Here is a 14224-nt window from a genome sequence, read left to right as displayed (position 1 = left end):
AAATGCTATAAAAATAAGCACCTTCTAAGCTATAATGGCAAAGGAGGTGTTTTTATATGAATGTGTTTTTTATTGAAACGATTTCAGGGATGGAACTTTTACATATAGTGTCACATGATGTCGCTGGCATACTTGCAGCTGCACAAGGGGAGAGCGTAACGTTTCCTGTTGGCCATTTTAAATATGAGTTTCATAACTTAGATTTTTATGAAGAAAATGGGCAAATCCAACAAGAGCTCGTTATTTATGTGTCCAAAATATAAGATTAAAGTTGTGTGTTCACATAATGCATTTCTTAACATGTATTGTGTACATTAAATTTGAACAGGCTAAGGTAAGAGCAAAAAACTTGTGATTATCTCGACCTGTAACTATAATAGTTACAACAGGTGGTGATTCATATGGTGAACAGTCGATTTTCGGTCGCAATCCATATACTTTCGCTCATTGCAACAACATCTGATAAAAGTCAGCTAACATCGGATTATATTGCTGGTAGTGTGAATACAAATCCAGTAGTCGTGCGACGTATGATTGGCGTATTAAAAAGAGCTGGTTTGTTAACATCGCAGTCAGGAATTGCGGGTTATGGGCTCGTTATTGAACCAAAGGATTTGTCTTTATTGACCATATATCGTGCGATTGAAGGGCCTGAGCAACTTTTTGCAATTCATGATGAGCCAAATCCAGCATGTGCGGTTGGTCGAAAAATTCAGCACACGTTAGAAGCCGTTTATATAGATGTTTGGCATGCAATGGAAAAACAGTTACAAGCACAAACTTTACAAGATGTGCTAGATCAACTTCGTTAATGTAAAACGAGGTCGGTCTTACTGTGATTAACCTGTAACTAAAATGGTTACAATTATATTGAGGAGGATTTTAAAATGAAAATAGGCGTTATTGGAGCAACAGGGAAAGCGGGACAAAAAATAGTTGAGGAAGCATTGCAACGTGGCCATGAAGTTACTGCCATCGTTCGTTCAGCTTCTAAAGTAACAGAAGACATTAAAGTGATTGAGAAGGATGTATTGGAATTAACACAAGAGGACATGAAGGATTTTGATGTTGTTGTTAATGCATTTGGAGCGCCTTTCGGACAAGAGGAGTTACATGTGAGAGTAGGACGTCATTTGATTGCTATTTTCAAAGGCATTGCAACAAAATTATTTGTTGTCGGTGGCGCAGGAAGTTTATTTGTTGATCCAGAGAAAACAGTTCGTGTTATGGATACACCAGATTTTCCGGAAATGTTCTTTGCTACTGCAAAAAATCAAGGTGAAAACTTAACGGATTTACAAGCATCAAGTATTACGTGGACATTTTTAAGTCCTTCTGCAATGTTTGATCCAGAAGGTCCACGAACAGGGCACTATACTACAGGAAATGATCATCTACTCGTAAATGCGTCGGGTGAAAGTTACGTCAGCTACAGTGATTTTGCCATTGCCGTTTTAGATGAAATTGAAAATCCACAAAATATTAATAAACGTTTTACTGTTTCTTCAACGAAATAATAATGCTACCGAGCGTGCGAATTGCGCTCGGTTTTTGTTGATTATCGTCAAAATTGAAAAAAACTTTCGAATTATGTTGAACTGACTGTTTACAAGACGGCATTTATTAGCTACTATCAGTGTGAGTATTACTTCAAAGGAGACGACAATAATGTCCACACAACGTATAGAAAAAGATTTTTTAGGTGAACGAGTATTACCAGCAGAAGCTTATTATGGGATTCAAACGCTTCGCGCAACAGAAAACTTCCCGATTACAGGTTACACAATTCATCCAGCCCTTATAAAAGCAATGGGAATAGTTAAGAAAGCTGCTGCACTAGGTAATATGGAAGTACACCTATTATCAAAAGAGATTGGAGAGGCAATTGTCGAGGCTGCACAAGAAGTCATCGATGGTAAATGGGATGCAGAGTTTCTTGTAGACCCAATCCAAGGTGGTGCAGGCACTTCTATTAATATGAATGCTAACGAAGTTATTGCGAACCGTGCACTTGAAATTTTGGGTAAAGCAAAAGGTGAATACCAAACGATTAGCCCAAATAGTCATGTTAATATGTCACAATCAACAAATGATGCCTTCCCAACAGCTATTCATATCGCTGTTTTAAATTTAATAGATGAACTTCTTGTTACAATGGAAAATATGCAAGCTGTATTCCATCAAAAAGCAGAACAATTTGCCCATGTCATTAAAATGGGACGTACGCATTTACAAGATGCTGTACCGATTCGCTTAGGACAAGAGTTTGAAGCATATTGCCGTGTAATTAACCGTGATATTGTCCGTATTCGACAAACACGTCCAAACTTATATGATGTAAACATGGGTGCAACTGCTGTTGGTACAGGGTTAAATGCATTCCCAGATTACATTAAATCTGTAGATGAGCATCTTGCTGACATTTCTGGCTTGCCATTAAAAGGTGCTACACATTTAGTAGATGCTACGCAAAATACAGATGCATATACTGAAGTGTCCGGTGCACTTAAAATTAGTATGATTAATATGTCTAAAATTGCGAATGACTTACGTTTAATGGCATCTGGTCCACGTGCAGGTTTAGGTGAAATCATTTTACCAGCACGCCAACCTGGGTCTTCAATTATGCCTGGTAAAGTTAACCCTGTTATGCCAGAGGTGCTTAACCAAGTAGCATTCCAAGTAATTGGTAATGACCATACGATTTCTTTAGCATCTGAAGCTGGTCAATTAGAGTTAAACGTTATGGAACCTGTGCTTGTCTTTAACTTAATTCAATCTATTAGCATTATGAATAATGTTTTCCGTGCATTTACAGAAAACTGCTTAAAAGATATTGAAGCAAATGAAGAGCGCATGAAAGAATATGTAGAAAAAAGTGTTGGTGTCCTAACTGCAGTGAACCCACACATTGGCTATGAAGTAGCAGCACGTCTTGCGCGTGAAGCGATTCTTTCAGGACGTTCAATTCGTGAGCTTTGTATTGAATCGGGTGTTTTAACGAAAGAACAATTAGATTTAATTTTAGATCCATATGAAATGACACACCCAGGTATCGCTGGTTCTAGTATGATGAAATTAAAATAATTTTTTAAAAGTACTTTGCAATTGTTTAGTACTTTGATTGTCGACAAAAGGCATTAGGAGTAAACTCTTAATGCTTTTTGTCTTTTTTAATTCTTTTGAAGGGCATTAAAAAGAGTGTCTTTTACAAACGCGTATGTAGAAATTAAATGCCCTTGTCTTTTTTATTCTTTTCCACTAAATAAAAAGTAGGCGTTTTTCTGTGAATATTAGGATAAATCAACTATAATAATGGTATTATAGTAATATTATAGTTGGGGGAATTTAGTATGAGTTTGCGAAGAAAAAGTATTATCGGTTTTTCTGTTTTAAATTTAATTATGATTGTTGTTTTAATTATTGATTTGGCAAATTTAACATCATTAGCTTGGCTTTCTACAATTTTAACAATCGTTGGTATCTCGATTACTTTGTCTTATATGTTCTATGTCAAATATAAAGTAATTCTACCGATTAACCAATTGTCAAATGCTGCGAAAGCGATTACAGCAGGGGAATTTGATACTATTACAATTGCCACACATGATAATAGTGAGATATCAGAGTTAGCTAAAGCCTTTCTTGAGATGAAAGAACAACTTCATACTATGACGCAAACAATTGCGAACAGCTCAACAGATTTATCTGCAAGCATAGAGGAACTTTCAGCAAGTACAAATGAAATTACGATAGCTGTAAAAGAGGTTGACCATCAAATGGAGAAAACGTCAACTGGACTAAAACAAGCTGCACAATCTGCTAATGAAAGTGCTATTGCCATGCAACAAACGGTGGACGGAATTGAACATATTACAACTGCAACACAAGGTGTTTACGACCATGCTAAAGAAGCGAATGATATAGCAGGAAACGGAGCAGAAATATTGCATGTAGCAAAAAAACAGATGGAATTTATTTCATCTTCTACAGATAAAACGAGTGGATTAATGCAACAATTAACAAATAAAATGACAGATATTAAAGCCATGACAGAAATGATTACAACGATTACCGATCAAACGAATTTACTTGCATTGAATGCTGCGATAGAAGCTGCACGTGCTGGTGAGCATGGTAAAGGCTTTGCTGTAGTTGCAGAGGAAGTTCGTCATTTAGCAGAGCAATCCAAACATTCTGCTACACAAATTGTTGACCTAGTAGTTGGCATTGAAAGTGATACGAAGCAAGTAGCAGTAGCTGTTGAGGAAGATTTAAAAAATGTCCAACAAGGTGTTTATGTTATCGATGAGGCGACAAAATCGTTTGGTAACATTTCCAATCATGTGAGCCAAATGACTAATCAACTCGAAGATATTTCGACTACTGCAAAACATTTGTCGGGAAGTGCAAATGAGGTAGCCACATTAGTAACCAATATAGCGGGTGGCATGGATAGATTATCTAACTATACGGAAGCTGTGTTACAATCTATGGATGAGCAAACGGCCTCTATGCAAGCAGTCAATCAAGTTTCTCAGGAGTTAACGATTCAGGCTGATGACTTGCAAAAGGTGACAAATCGATTTCAAGTAATTTAACTTTAACAAGAGGGATATATACACTCAGTTAAATGCTTCTTTAAAATAAAATAATAATTTTTTTAATATAATTTTTTAATGTTTCTATGTACGAACATAGCAGGCTATTTCGCAAAAGTAATTTATTTTTGTGAAATAGTCTCTTTTTTTTACTTTTTATTCAGAAAACTTGTAAGTTCACAGACAAATAAAAATGTTGAATTTTTTAATATAGTTTCTTATAATGGACTAACTGTTACCTCTTCTAACACACTTCAACTATTGCAACCCGCATTCGCCGGGTCAACAAGTCATTTCTATAACCTTCGCAAATCCCAGCGAAATCATAAATTATATGAAAAAACAAACTGTATGTAAAACTAAATTGTAAGAAAATTGAAAGACTGAATTATATCGAGAATCATTATAGAAAGATAATTCTGAATTTTGGAAAGAGAGAGATTGGATTGAAGCTATCACAAGTAGAACAAGAAAAACTACTCCTCCATGTGGCAGGAGAACTTGCGCTGAAAAGAAAAGCGCGTGGGTTAAAACTGAATTATCCAGAGGCTGTAGCACTTATTAGTAGTTTTATTATGGAAGGTGCTAGAGATGGAAAAACAGTTGCACAATTAATGAGTGAAGCGAAACATGTTCTAACTGCAGAGGATGTTATGGAAGGTGTGGGTGACATGATTTCCGATGTGCAAGTAGAGTGTACATTCCCAGACGGAACAAAGCTTGTTACCGTACACCGTCCAATTCAGTAAAGGAGGAATTGATGATGATTCCTGGAGAAATCAGACCAAAAAATGATGTTATCGAAATAAATGTAGGAAGAGCAACAAAAAAAGTACTTGTTTCGAATACGGGAGACCGTCCGATACAAGTTGGCTCCCATTTTCATTTTATTGAAGTCAATAGATTTCTAGAGTTTAACCGAGAAGATGCGATCGGAATGCATCTTCATATTCCATCAGGCACAGCAGTTCGATTTGAACCTGGGGAAGAAAAAGAAGTGGAGCTTGTTGAGTTTGGGGGCAAACAGCATGTTTTTGGATTGAACAAGCTAACGGAAGGCTCTACTCATCATAAGGATGAAATATTAGATAAGGCAATTGAAGGTGGCTTTAAAGGAGCGGAAGAAAAATGAAGGTAACACATGAAGCTTACGCGAAAATGTTTGGTCCAACAGTAGGAGATAAGGTTCGGCTGGCCGATACAGATTTATGGATTGAAATCGAGAAGGACTATACAACGTACGGGGATGAAGGCGTATTTGGTGGTGGTAAATCATTGCGTGTCTCTATGGGACAAAACGGAAAGAATACACGAAATGAAGGAGTGCTTGACACCGTAATAACGAACGTCATTATCATTGATTATACGGGTATTGTGAAAGCGGATATCGGTATAAAAGATGGGCGTATTATTGGTATTGGCAAAGCAGGCAATCCGAACAGTATGGACGGCGTCGACCAAGATATGATTATTGGCGTTGGCACAGAGGTTTATGCAGGTGAAGGTCTTATCGCTACGGCTGGGGCTATCGACACGCATATTCATTTCATTAGTCCGGATCAAGTGGAAACAGCATTATTAGCGGGGACAACAACCTTTATTGGTGGAGGTACAGGGCCTGCAGCTGGTTCTAAGGCGACAAGCTTAACTGCTGGTGAATGGCATCTACATCGCATGCTACAAGCTGTAGAAGGTTTTCCAATAAACGTTGGATTACTTGGCAAAGGTAGTGCATCTGATCCTGAACCAATTATTGAGCAAGTTCGTGCTGGGGCAATTGGTATGAAAATACATGAGGACTGGGGTGCAACACCCGCAGCACTTGATCAAAGTTTAACAGTTGCTGATGAGTATGATATTCAGGTGGCGTTACATTCAGATACATTAAATGAAGCTGGGTTCGTAGAAGATACAATTAATGCTATTGATGGTCGTGTTATTCATATTTTCCATACGGAAGGTGCAGGTGGTGGACATGCACCAGACCAATTAGTAATGGCATCATTACCTAATATATTGCCAGCATCTACTAATCCAACAAAACCGTTTACAACGAATACGATTGATGAGCATTTAGATATGTTAATGGTCTGTCATCATTTGAAGCATGATGTACCAGAAGACGTGGCGTTTGCCGATTCTCGAATTCGACCAGAAACGATTGCTGCAGAAGATATTATGCAAGATTTAGGGGTTTTAAGTATTATGTCATCTGATTCACAAGCGATGGGTCGTGTTGGTGAAGTGACAATACGAACATTTCAAACGGCAGACAAAATGAAGAAGCAGCGTGGTGCTTTACCGCAAGATGAAGGGAAAGATCACGATAATTACCGCGTCAAGCGCTATATGGCTAAGCTCAATATTAACCCAGCAATAGCACATGGAATTAGCCATGAAGTAGGCTCACTAGAAGAAGGCAAGCTAGCGGACATCGTACTTTGGGATCCAGCGTTCTTTGGCGTCAAAGCGGAAGTTGTTATAAAAAGTGGTATTGCAGTTTACGGTATTACTGGTGATCCAAACGCATCAATTCCTACACCGCAGCCTATGAAAGGACGTCGGACGTTTGGCTTTTATGGACAAGGCCCTCAAAATTGTGGCATGACATTTTTACCAAACATTGCAGTAGAGGAAGGGTTACCGGAAAAATTAGGTTTAAAACGTATGATAGGGACAGTGAAAAATTGCCGAAATATTAGTAAGGCTGATATGAAGCTTAATAGTGCTACACCGAAAATTGATGTTAATCCTGAAACATACGAAGTGAAAATTGATGGTGAATTAGCTACATGTGAGCCAGTTGATGTTTTGCCAATGGCACAACGATATTTCTTATTTTAAGAAAAAAATAGAGAGTGTGTAACAGTAACAGAGGTACAGTCAAAAAATCGATAAAGAGGTGCAACATAGATGTTAATTGAAAAAATTATCGGCAATATTGCGAATGAAGAAGAACATTCACATAAAACAACAGAGTGGATAGAGCTTGAGTGGGAAGAATTAAGCAAACGTATCCTTCGAACAGAGACAGATAAAGGCACGGATATTGCTTTACGTTTAGAAGGTGACGAGCCATTACAATATGGTGACTTATTATTTGAGGATGATAGCCGTCGCATTGCGATTCGTACAAAACTCGAACCAGTTATCGTCATTTCACCGAAAGATATGTATGAGATGGGGAAATCTGCATTTGAATTAGGCAATCGCCATACACCTTGCTTAATTGAACATAATGAAATTATCGTACGAGCTGATCATACGATTAACCCATTATTAGATGAAATAGGAGTGAACTATGAAACGACAGAACGACGTTTTAAACAACCATTCAAATACCGCGGACACGCTCACTGATTTTTCGTTATTGCGCCTATTACAAATCCATGATTCTGCATTTCCAATAGGCTCTTATACGCATTCATATGGGATGGAAACGTATATTCAGGAAGATGTTATTCGCACAAAGGAACAATTAATAGATTATTGTAAATCGTATTTATTTCATAATTTAGTGAATGGTGACGCCTTAATTATTCAGGATGCGTTCCATGCAGCAAAAGTAAGAGATTGTGCTCGCCTTACAGAGTTAGACGAACTTTGCGGGGCTATCAAGCTAGCAAAAGAATCGAGAGATGCTAGTCTCAATGTTGGCAAGCAATTTATCCGAACAGTGGCACCTATTATGGACAGCCCTTTATTAATGCAATGGCAAGAAAAGATAGCCAAAGAAGAAGTGCAAGGCCATTACGCAGTACTTTATGCGATTTATAGTGAAGCACTTGGTGTAGATGTCTATCATGCAGTGATGACTTATATGTATGCATCCATTAGCGGATTAGTACAAAATGCTGTTCGCGCTGTGCCGTTCGGTCAAAATACAGGTGTACAAGCATTAAATAAACTTCTTGTCTTTATAGAGGAAGCTTCGGTAAAGGTCATGACCTTAACGATAGATGACCTCTCTAATAATGCTTTAGGTATTGAACTAGCATCGATGAAACATGAATTTTTATTTTCAAGATTATTTATTTCATAGAAAGAGAGTGGATATAAATGACGCCAATTCGAATTGGTATAGGAGGCCCAGTTGGTTCTGGGAAAACATCTTTAGTAGATCAATTAACACGTGCAATGCATGAAAAATACAATGTGGCAGTAATCACAAATGATATTTATACAAGAGAGGATGCCCAGTATTTAATTACAAATGGTGTTCTAGAAGAGAATCGTATTATCGGAGTAGAAACAGGTGGATGCCCGCATACAGCTATTCGTGAGGATGCATCGATGAACTTCTCTGCCATTGATGACTTAAACAAACGCTTTGAAGATTTAGATATTATTTTCATTGAAAGTGGTGGGGATAATTTATCGGCTACATTTAGCCCAGAACTTGTTCATGGCTATATTTACGTAATTGATGTGGCTGAAGGACAGGACATACCTCGTAAAGGTGGACCTGCATTAACACGTTCGGATTTACTGCTAATCAACAAAACGTCACTGGCACCGCATGTTGGTGTAGACCTAGAGATCATGGATCAGGATGTGAAAAAAATGCGTGCTGGACGTCCATATATTTTTGCAGACGTTCGTTCACAAACAAATGTCGACAAGGTTGTTGAATGGATTCAGCATCACATGTTACTTGAAGGCGCCGAAGCAGCTGACGTGAATGCTTAATCAAGGAAAAGTAAATCATTATGGCAAATTAGAGATGGCATTTGAGCCAAGAAGGGGCTATACACGACTTGTTCATGTATATCAGCAACCGCCATTGAAGGCAAGCCGAGAATTGTATGCTGATAATAAGCCAACTGCCACAGTTTTTATCATGGAATCATCTGGTGGCATGGTAGCTGGTGATCGAAATGAAATCTCTGTAAAGCTTGCACCAGATAGTCAAGTAAAATTAAAACAACAATCCGCTCTAAAAATTTATCCTTCTCACAATGGTGAACGATGCACACAGGAAATTACGGTGGAAATTGCAGAAGGGGCAAGATTAGAATGGCTACCTGAGGTGACCATTCCTTTTGAACAAGCGAAATTTCAAGTGGATACAACGATTCGCATGGCAAAAAGCTCTACATTAATATGGGGTGAAATTATTGCACCAGGTCGAGAAATGCGAGGAGAAATCTTTGATTATCAATCCTTCCAATCCAAATACAAAATCTTTGTTGAGGAAGCTCTAATTGCATTTGATTCATTCCATTTTAAACCTCAGGAAATGAACCTATCTACGATTGGTCTGTTAGAGAGGGCATATTATATCGGTTCGTTATGGATTGTATCTCCACAAGTTGAGAATCTCAATATTCGAGAATTACAGGAAATGATCCAACAGGAGAGTTCCATTCAGGCAAGTGTTACAAAACTAACAGATCATGCAATCCATTGTAGATGGCTTTCAAAAGAGCAGCGAACACTCCACAAAGAAATCAATCGCATGTTTGAACATGTGGCAACAATACTTTAAATTTCTGTGGTGATGAAGGAGATAGAGAATTGAAAAAGTTTTCAGTATTTATTTTATTATTCATACTTAGTCTTGCTGGCTGTAGTAATGAGTCTAATCAAGGCGAGGAAAAACAGCCATCCGCTGCTTCCTCTTCAAAAGCAAATGAGCTTATTTATGCATCTGAATCCGAATTTGCAGGGTTAAATCCAATTTTAGAGGAAACGAATTTAGATGCATTACTTTTTAGAGGTCTTATGCGTTTTGATGAACATAATGTACCAGTATATGATATTGCCAAAAGCGTTGACATATCGGATGACCTGTTAACTTATACGATCATGATTCGTGATGATGTGACATTTCATGATGGGCAAGTGTTAACAGTAGATGATGTAATGTTTACTATTAACAGTATTCTTGATGATGCGAATGGGTCTTATTTAAAGTCAGATTTTATCCATGTTAAAGCGATGCAAAAAGTAAATGACACAACGATGACAATCGAATTGGATGAACCATTTACGCCGATGTTAGATAAGTTAACAGTGCCAATTTTGCCGAAGCATGTCTTTGAAGGTCAAGAGATGAGAACGGCTACGTTTAACCAAGAACCTATTGGAGCTGGACCTTATATGGTGGAGCAATGGGATAAAGGGACAAGCTTAACGCTTAAAGCATATCCATCTTTCTTCGGAACAAAAGCATCCATTGAAAAAGTCATTTTTAAATTTATTCCTGATAGTAATGTTCGTGCATTACAACTAAAATCCGGTGAGGTAGATATTGCCTTACTTGATCCGAATCAGGTTGAAGAACTTTCAAAAGTAGAGCAGTTAAAAATGTATGAAGTTGAATCAGCAGATTATCGTGGCGTGTTATTTAATATGAAGTATCCACTTTGGAAGGATGTCAATGTTCGAAAAGCGGTAAGCTACGGTACAGATCGAGCTGGCATCGTCAAAGGTATTTTACATGGTTATGGTACAGAAGCATATTCGCCGCTACAAAAGCATGCCTATGTAAACGAAAATATTGAACATTATACTTTTGATGTTGAAAAAGCAAATGAATTATTAGAAAAATCAGGCTGGATATTAGCAGATGATGGATTCCGCTATAAAGACGGTAACAAACTCGCCTTTACTATTACGGCACCGATTACAGATACAGTTCGTGTCAATATGGCCAATTATGTCGCGCAAGGCTATAAAGAAATTGGGGCAGATGTTGAAGTAGCAGCACTTGATTGGAGCAATATCGTTATTGAAGAAACACAAGCGTTTATGGTTGGTTGGGGAAGTCCATATGATGCCGACCACCATACGTACAGTTTATTCTATTCTGACGAATCTAGCGTAACAAGTGCTGGCTACAATTATGGTAGCTATGCAAATGCGAAAGTAGATGCTTTGCTAGAAGAAGGAAGAACAACTGTCGATCCTGAAAAACGCAAGGAAGTCTATAAGGCATTACAAGAGGAGCTAGCAGAAGATCCACCGTTCGCTTATTTTGCCTATGTTGATGCTGTTTATGGCATTAATAAAAATATTAGTGGTGTTAAAGAGCGTATTTTAGGTCATCACGGCGCCGGCTTCTTATGGAATGTCGAGGAGTGGAAATGGAATGATCGCTAAGTGGATCGGGAAGCGAGTGATAATGGGGACAATTGTCCTCATTATCGTGAGCTTCCTCTCTTTTTTCATTATGCATGCTGCACCTGGCAATCCGGCGGCGGCTTATTATGGAGGCAATGCTCAAACATTAACAGTAGCTGAGCAAGAACGAATTGAAAAAGCGTTTGGCTTAGATAGGCCAGTCCTTCTTCAATATGGCACTTGGCTAGGTGAAGCGGTAAAAGGGAATTTAGGCTATTCTGCAAAAGAAGGTAGACCAGTAATAACGATTTTATTAGAACGTTTACCCAACACATTACAGCTGGTGGCACTCACGTTATTCATCGTTACAATTGTCTCTACTTGGCTAGGATTACGGGCAGGAATGAAAGAAGGTTCTTTATTGGATCGAGGATTATCCATCTTTAGTATTGCAAGTTCTGCGATTCCTCCATTTTGGCTAGGTATTGTCTGTATTATAATATTTTCGCTACAGCTTGGTTGGTTTCCTTCTTCAGGTATGAATGATGTGCGTGGCAATGGAGGTTGGCTTGATCGCTTAAACCATATTGTGCTCCCTTTAATCGTTTTAGTAATTTCTCATGTGGGCATATTCGCACGTTTTTTACAGGATAGTGTTAAGGCAGAGAATCGTAGTTATTATGTCCAAGTTGCGCGTGCAAATGGAGTACCAGACCGACAAATAAGAAACCTCATACTACGGAATTCTGTTATTCCGTATATCAATTATATTGGTGTGACGATTCCTTCATTCTTTGGTGGTTCCATAGTAGTTGAAACACTCTTTGGCTGGTCAGGTTTAGGATCACTGCTAGTGAAATCAGTGATGGTAAAGGATTTCCCAGTACTTATGGGAGCCATTCTGATTATTGGTGTTGTGGTGGTCATTTGCTTATTTGTAATCGACGTTTTAATGATTTGCATCAACCCTAGATTGAGAAGAGGGAAAATAGTATGAGAAAACGACGGAAGATGCCACTATTTTGGCTTGCACTTCTTTGCATAATTTTAGGAACAACCATCTTCTCCTCACTGTTGGCACCTTTTGAACCAAATGCAATGGATATGAATCAGATTTATGAAGCACCTAATCTTACACATTTACTCGGTACAGATCAGCTAGGCAGAGATGTTTTATCACGAATACTTGTTGGGGGAAAAGTGACACTTTTCATCGCCATTGTGTCAGTCGTAATTTCTAGCATTGTAGGCATTATTTACGGTGGTATAAGCGGTTTTGTTGGTGGTGCCGTCGATGTAATAATGATGCGCATTTTGGAGGCATTTTTAACGATTCCATCCTTGGTCATTGTGCTTGCCCTGCAAGCAATTATGCAAGGAAGTGTTTGGCGAATGGCCATGATTATCGGATTCACAGGCTGGTTTGTCACAGCTCGAATCGTGCGCTCAGAGTTTATTCGTTTAAAGGAAATGGAATTTGTTCAAATGGCTAAAATGTTCCGTACCCCATTGTGGAAAATATTATTTAGTCATTTATTACGTAATAGTTTGCCAGCCATCTTTGTCGTGACGATATTTAATTTTGCTGGTGCGATTTTTACCGAAGTGTCTTTAAGCTTTTTAGGCATCGGTGTGCCGCCAGCCATCCCGTCATGGGGGACGATGCTGTACACAGCGCAAAATGATTTACTCGTTGGTGCTTGGTGGATCGGCCTTTTTCCTGGGTTTATGATTTTTGTGACGATATTATGTGTGCAAGCAATCGGGAGCACTTTCAAACAAGGGGGAGAACGATCACATGTTTAAAATCGACAATTTAACTGTTCGAGTGAACGATAAAAATCTCATCCACAATATCTCGTTAACTGTGCCAAAAGGCCAAATTACAGCAGTTATTGGTGAAAGTGGGAGTGGGAAAAGCACAACCGTATCAGCTATTTTAGGAATGCTCCCGCCACAAGCTGAGACGACAGGGGCAGTGTACTTTAATGGGAAAAATATAATGGCGATGTCAAAAAAAGATAGGTTACTGTTACGGACAAAGCATATCTTTACTATTTTTCAAGATGCTACAAATAGCTTTTCTCCTACCCAAAAAATGAAACAACAATTGTATATGTTTACTGCCTTACGAATGGGTGAGGAGAAAGCAATGTTTCTGCCAAAAATGACCGCTATCTTAAAGGAATTAAATTTGACCGAAGATGTATTAGATTGCTATCCATTTGAGTTGTCAGGGGGTATGCTGCAACGTTGTATGCTTGCCTGTGCATTGTATAATAAGCCAGACATTTTGATAGCTGATGAACCAACTTCTGCACTAGATATGTTGCATCAACAACACTTTATTACATTACTAAAAAATCTACATGCTCAACTGGGAACAACTATTATATTGATTACTCATGATTTAGGGGTTGCAGTTTCACTAGCGGATACGATTGTTGTGATGAAAAATGGAGAGATTGTCGAGAAGGGGCAAGCGACAGAAATTTTTGAGCAACCAAAACATCCGTATACAAAACGGCTTGTCACAAATCATTTTTAGGAGGCGTTTT

At 38.4% G+C, this 14224-nt stretch carries 16 protein-coding genes; all 16 read left to right on the top strand.

Features of this window, described 5'->3' with window-relative positions; translation table 11 throughout:
- Positions 1–56: 56 nt before the first annotated feature.
- Positions 57–263, top strand: coding sequence for a thymidylate synthase (locus tag ACIQXW_RS08005; protein WP_172771652.1), 207 nt, complete (start codon positions 57–59; stop codon positions 261–263).
- 138 nt (positions 264–401) lie between these two features.
- Positions 402–812: an Rrf2 family transcriptional regulator gene (locus ACIQXW_RS08000; RefSeq protein WP_340824366.1), complete on the top strand. Its 411-nt coding sequence runs from the start codon at positions 402–404 to the stop codon at positions 810–812.
- A 75-nt stretch (positions 813–887) separates the two neighbouring features.
- The gene (locus ACIQXW_RS07995) at positions 888–1517 is read left to right on the top strand and encodes an NAD(P)-dependent oxidoreductase (RefSeq protein WP_340824368.1); all 630 of its coding nucleotides are present in this window, start codon (positions 888–890) and stop codon (positions 1515–1517) included.
- A gap of 151 nt (positions 1518–1668) precedes the next feature.
- Complete coding sequence (aspA, locus tag ACIQXW_RS07990) at positions 1669–3087, top strand: aspartate ammonia-lyase (RefSeq protein WP_402760927.1); 1419 nt, start codon at positions 1669–1671, stop codon at positions 3085–3087.
- Between the two features lie 266 nt (positions 3088–3353).
- Positions 3354–4601: a methyl-accepting chemotaxis protein gene (locus ACIQXW_RS07985; protein ID WP_340824371.1), complete on the top strand. Its 1248-nt coding sequence runs from the start codon at positions 3354–3356 to the stop codon at positions 4599–4601.
- Between the two features lie 446 nt (positions 4602–5047).
- Entirely contained in the window at positions 5048–5350 is a 303-nt protein-coding gene (gene ureA / locus ACIQXW_RS07980) for an urease subunit gamma (RefSeq protein WP_340824373.1), read from the top strand.
- 14 nt (positions 5351–5364) lie between these two features.
- The gene (locus ACIQXW_RS07975) at positions 5365–5733 is read left to right on the top strand and encodes an urease subunit beta (protein ID WP_340826475.1); all 369 of its coding nucleotides are present in this window, start codon (positions 5365–5367) and stop codon (positions 5731–5733) included.
- The gene (gene ureC, locus ACIQXW_RS07970; protein ID WP_402760922.1) at positions 5730–7445 is read left to right on the top strand and encodes an urease subunit alpha; all 1716 of its coding nucleotides are present in this window, start codon (positions 5730–5732) and stop codon (positions 7443–7445) included. The genes ACIQXW_RS07975 and ureC overlap by 4 nt, the downstream gene beginning before the upstream one ends.
- A gap of 69 nt (positions 7446–7514) precedes the next feature.
- Positions 7515–7961, top strand: a complete 447-nt coding sequence (locus ACIQXW_RS07965) for an urease accessory protein UreE (RefSeq protein ID WP_340824375.1) — start codon at positions 7515–7517, stop codon at positions 7959–7961.
- The gene (locus tag ACIQXW_RS07960) at positions 7903–8643 is read left to right on the top strand and encodes an urease accessory protein UreF (protein WP_402760919.1); all 741 of its coding nucleotides are present in this window, start codon (positions 7903–7905) and stop codon (positions 8641–8643) included. Before ACIQXW_RS07965 ends, ACIQXW_RS07960 begins: the two co-directional genes overlap by 59 nt.
- Positions 8644–8660: 17 nt before the next feature.
- The gene (gene ureG, locus ACIQXW_RS07955) at positions 8661–9290 is read left to right on the top strand and encodes an urease accessory protein UreG (RefSeq protein WP_340824379.1); all 630 of its coding nucleotides are present in this window, start codon (positions 8661–8663) and stop codon (positions 9288–9290) included.
- Entirely contained in the window at positions 9283–10089 is an 807-nt protein-coding gene (locus tag ACIQXW_RS07950) for an urease accessory protein UreD (protein ID WP_402760916.1), read from the top strand. The genes ureG and ACIQXW_RS07950 overlap by 8 nt, the downstream gene beginning before the upstream one ends.
- Before the next feature lie 29 nt (positions 10090–10118).
- Positions 10119–11705 carry an ABC transporter substrate-binding protein gene (locus ACIQXW_RS07945; protein ID WP_402760913.1) on the top strand — a complete coding sequence of 529 codons (1587 nt, stop codon included), beginning with the start codon at positions 10119–10121 and terminating at the stop codon, positions 11703–11705.
- Positions 11695–12663, top strand: a complete 969-nt coding sequence (locus tag ACIQXW_RS07940) for an ABC transporter permease (RefSeq protein ID WP_402760910.1) — start codon at positions 11695–11697, stop codon at positions 12661–12663. The genes ACIQXW_RS07945 and ACIQXW_RS07940 overlap by 11 nt, the downstream gene beginning before the upstream one ends.
- On the top strand, positions 12660–13472 hold the full coding sequence (locus ACIQXW_RS07935; protein WP_401016912.1) for an ABC transporter permease: 813 nt from the start codon (positions 12660–12662) through the stop codon (positions 13470–13472). The genes ACIQXW_RS07940 and ACIQXW_RS07935 overlap by 4 nt, the downstream gene beginning before the upstream one ends.
- A complete protein-coding gene (locus tag ACIQXW_RS07930; protein ID WP_402760907.1) occupies positions 13465–14214 on the top strand; it encodes an ATP-binding cassette domain-containing protein in 750 nt (249 codons plus the stop codon). The genes ACIQXW_RS07935 and ACIQXW_RS07930 overlap by 8 nt, the downstream gene beginning before the upstream one ends.
- Positions 14215–14224: the final 10 nt, after the last annotated feature.

Source organism: Lysinibacillus sp. NPDC097162, from assembly GCF_044762185.1.
Lineage (GTDB): Bacteria > Bacillota > Bacilli > Bacillales_A > Planococcaceae > Lysinibacillus.
Note: the sequence above shows the minus strand (reverse complement) of the source record. Positions and strands in the feature narration are given on the sequence as shown.

Coding starts and splice junctions, on each gene's coding strand:
- ACIQXW_RS07965 (WP_340824375.1), top strand. CDS start 7,515: ATGTTAATTGAAAAAATTATCGGCAATATTGCGAATGAAGAAGAACAT.
- ureG (WP_340824379.1), top strand. CDS start 8,661: ATGACGCCAATTCGAATTGGTATAGGAGGCCCAGTTGGTTCTGGGAAA.
- aspA (WP_402760927.1), top strand. CDS start 1,669: ATGTCCACACAACGTATAGAAAAAGATTTTTTAGGTGAACGAGTATTA.
- ACIQXW_RS07975 (WP_340826475.1), top strand. CDS start 5,365: ATGATTCCTGGAGAAATCAGACCAAAAAATGATGTTATCGAAATAAAT.
- ACIQXW_RS07960 (WP_402760919.1), top strand. CDS start 7,903: ATGAAACGACAGAACGACGTTTTAAACAACCATTCAAATACCGCGGAC.
- ureC (WP_402760922.1), top strand. CDS start 5,730: ATGAAGGTAACACATGAAGCTTACGCGAAAATGTTTGGTCCAACAGTA.
- ACIQXW_RS07995 (WP_340824368.1), top strand. CDS start 888: ATGAAAATAGGCGTTATTGGAGCAACAGGGAAAGCGGGACAAAAAATA.
- ACIQXW_RS08000 (WP_340824366.1), top strand. CDS start 402: ATGGTGAACAGTCGATTTTCGGTCGCAATCCATATACTTTCGCTCATT.
- ACIQXW_RS07935 (WP_401016912.1), top strand. CDS start 12,660: ATGAGAAAACGACGGAAGATGCCACTATTTTGGCTTGCACTTCTTTGC.
- ACIQXW_RS07985 (WP_340824371.1), top strand. CDS start 3,354: ATGAGTTTGCGAAGAAAAAGTATTATCGGTTTTTCTGTTTTAAATTTA.
- ACIQXW_RS07950 (WP_402760916.1), top strand. CDS start 9,283: ATGCTTAATCAAGGAAAAGTAAATCATTATGGCAAATTAGAGATGGCA.
- ACIQXW_RS07940 (WP_402760910.1), top strand. CDS start 11,695: ATGATCGCTAAGTGGATCGGGAAGCGAGTGATAATGGGGACAATTGTC.
- ACIQXW_RS07930 (WP_402760907.1), top strand. CDS start 13,465: ATGTTTAAAATCGACAATTTAACTGTTCGAGTGAACGATAAAAATCTC.
- ACIQXW_RS08005 (WP_172771652.1), top strand. CDS start 57: ATGAATGTGTTTTTTATTGAAACGATTTCAGGGATGGAACTTTTACAT.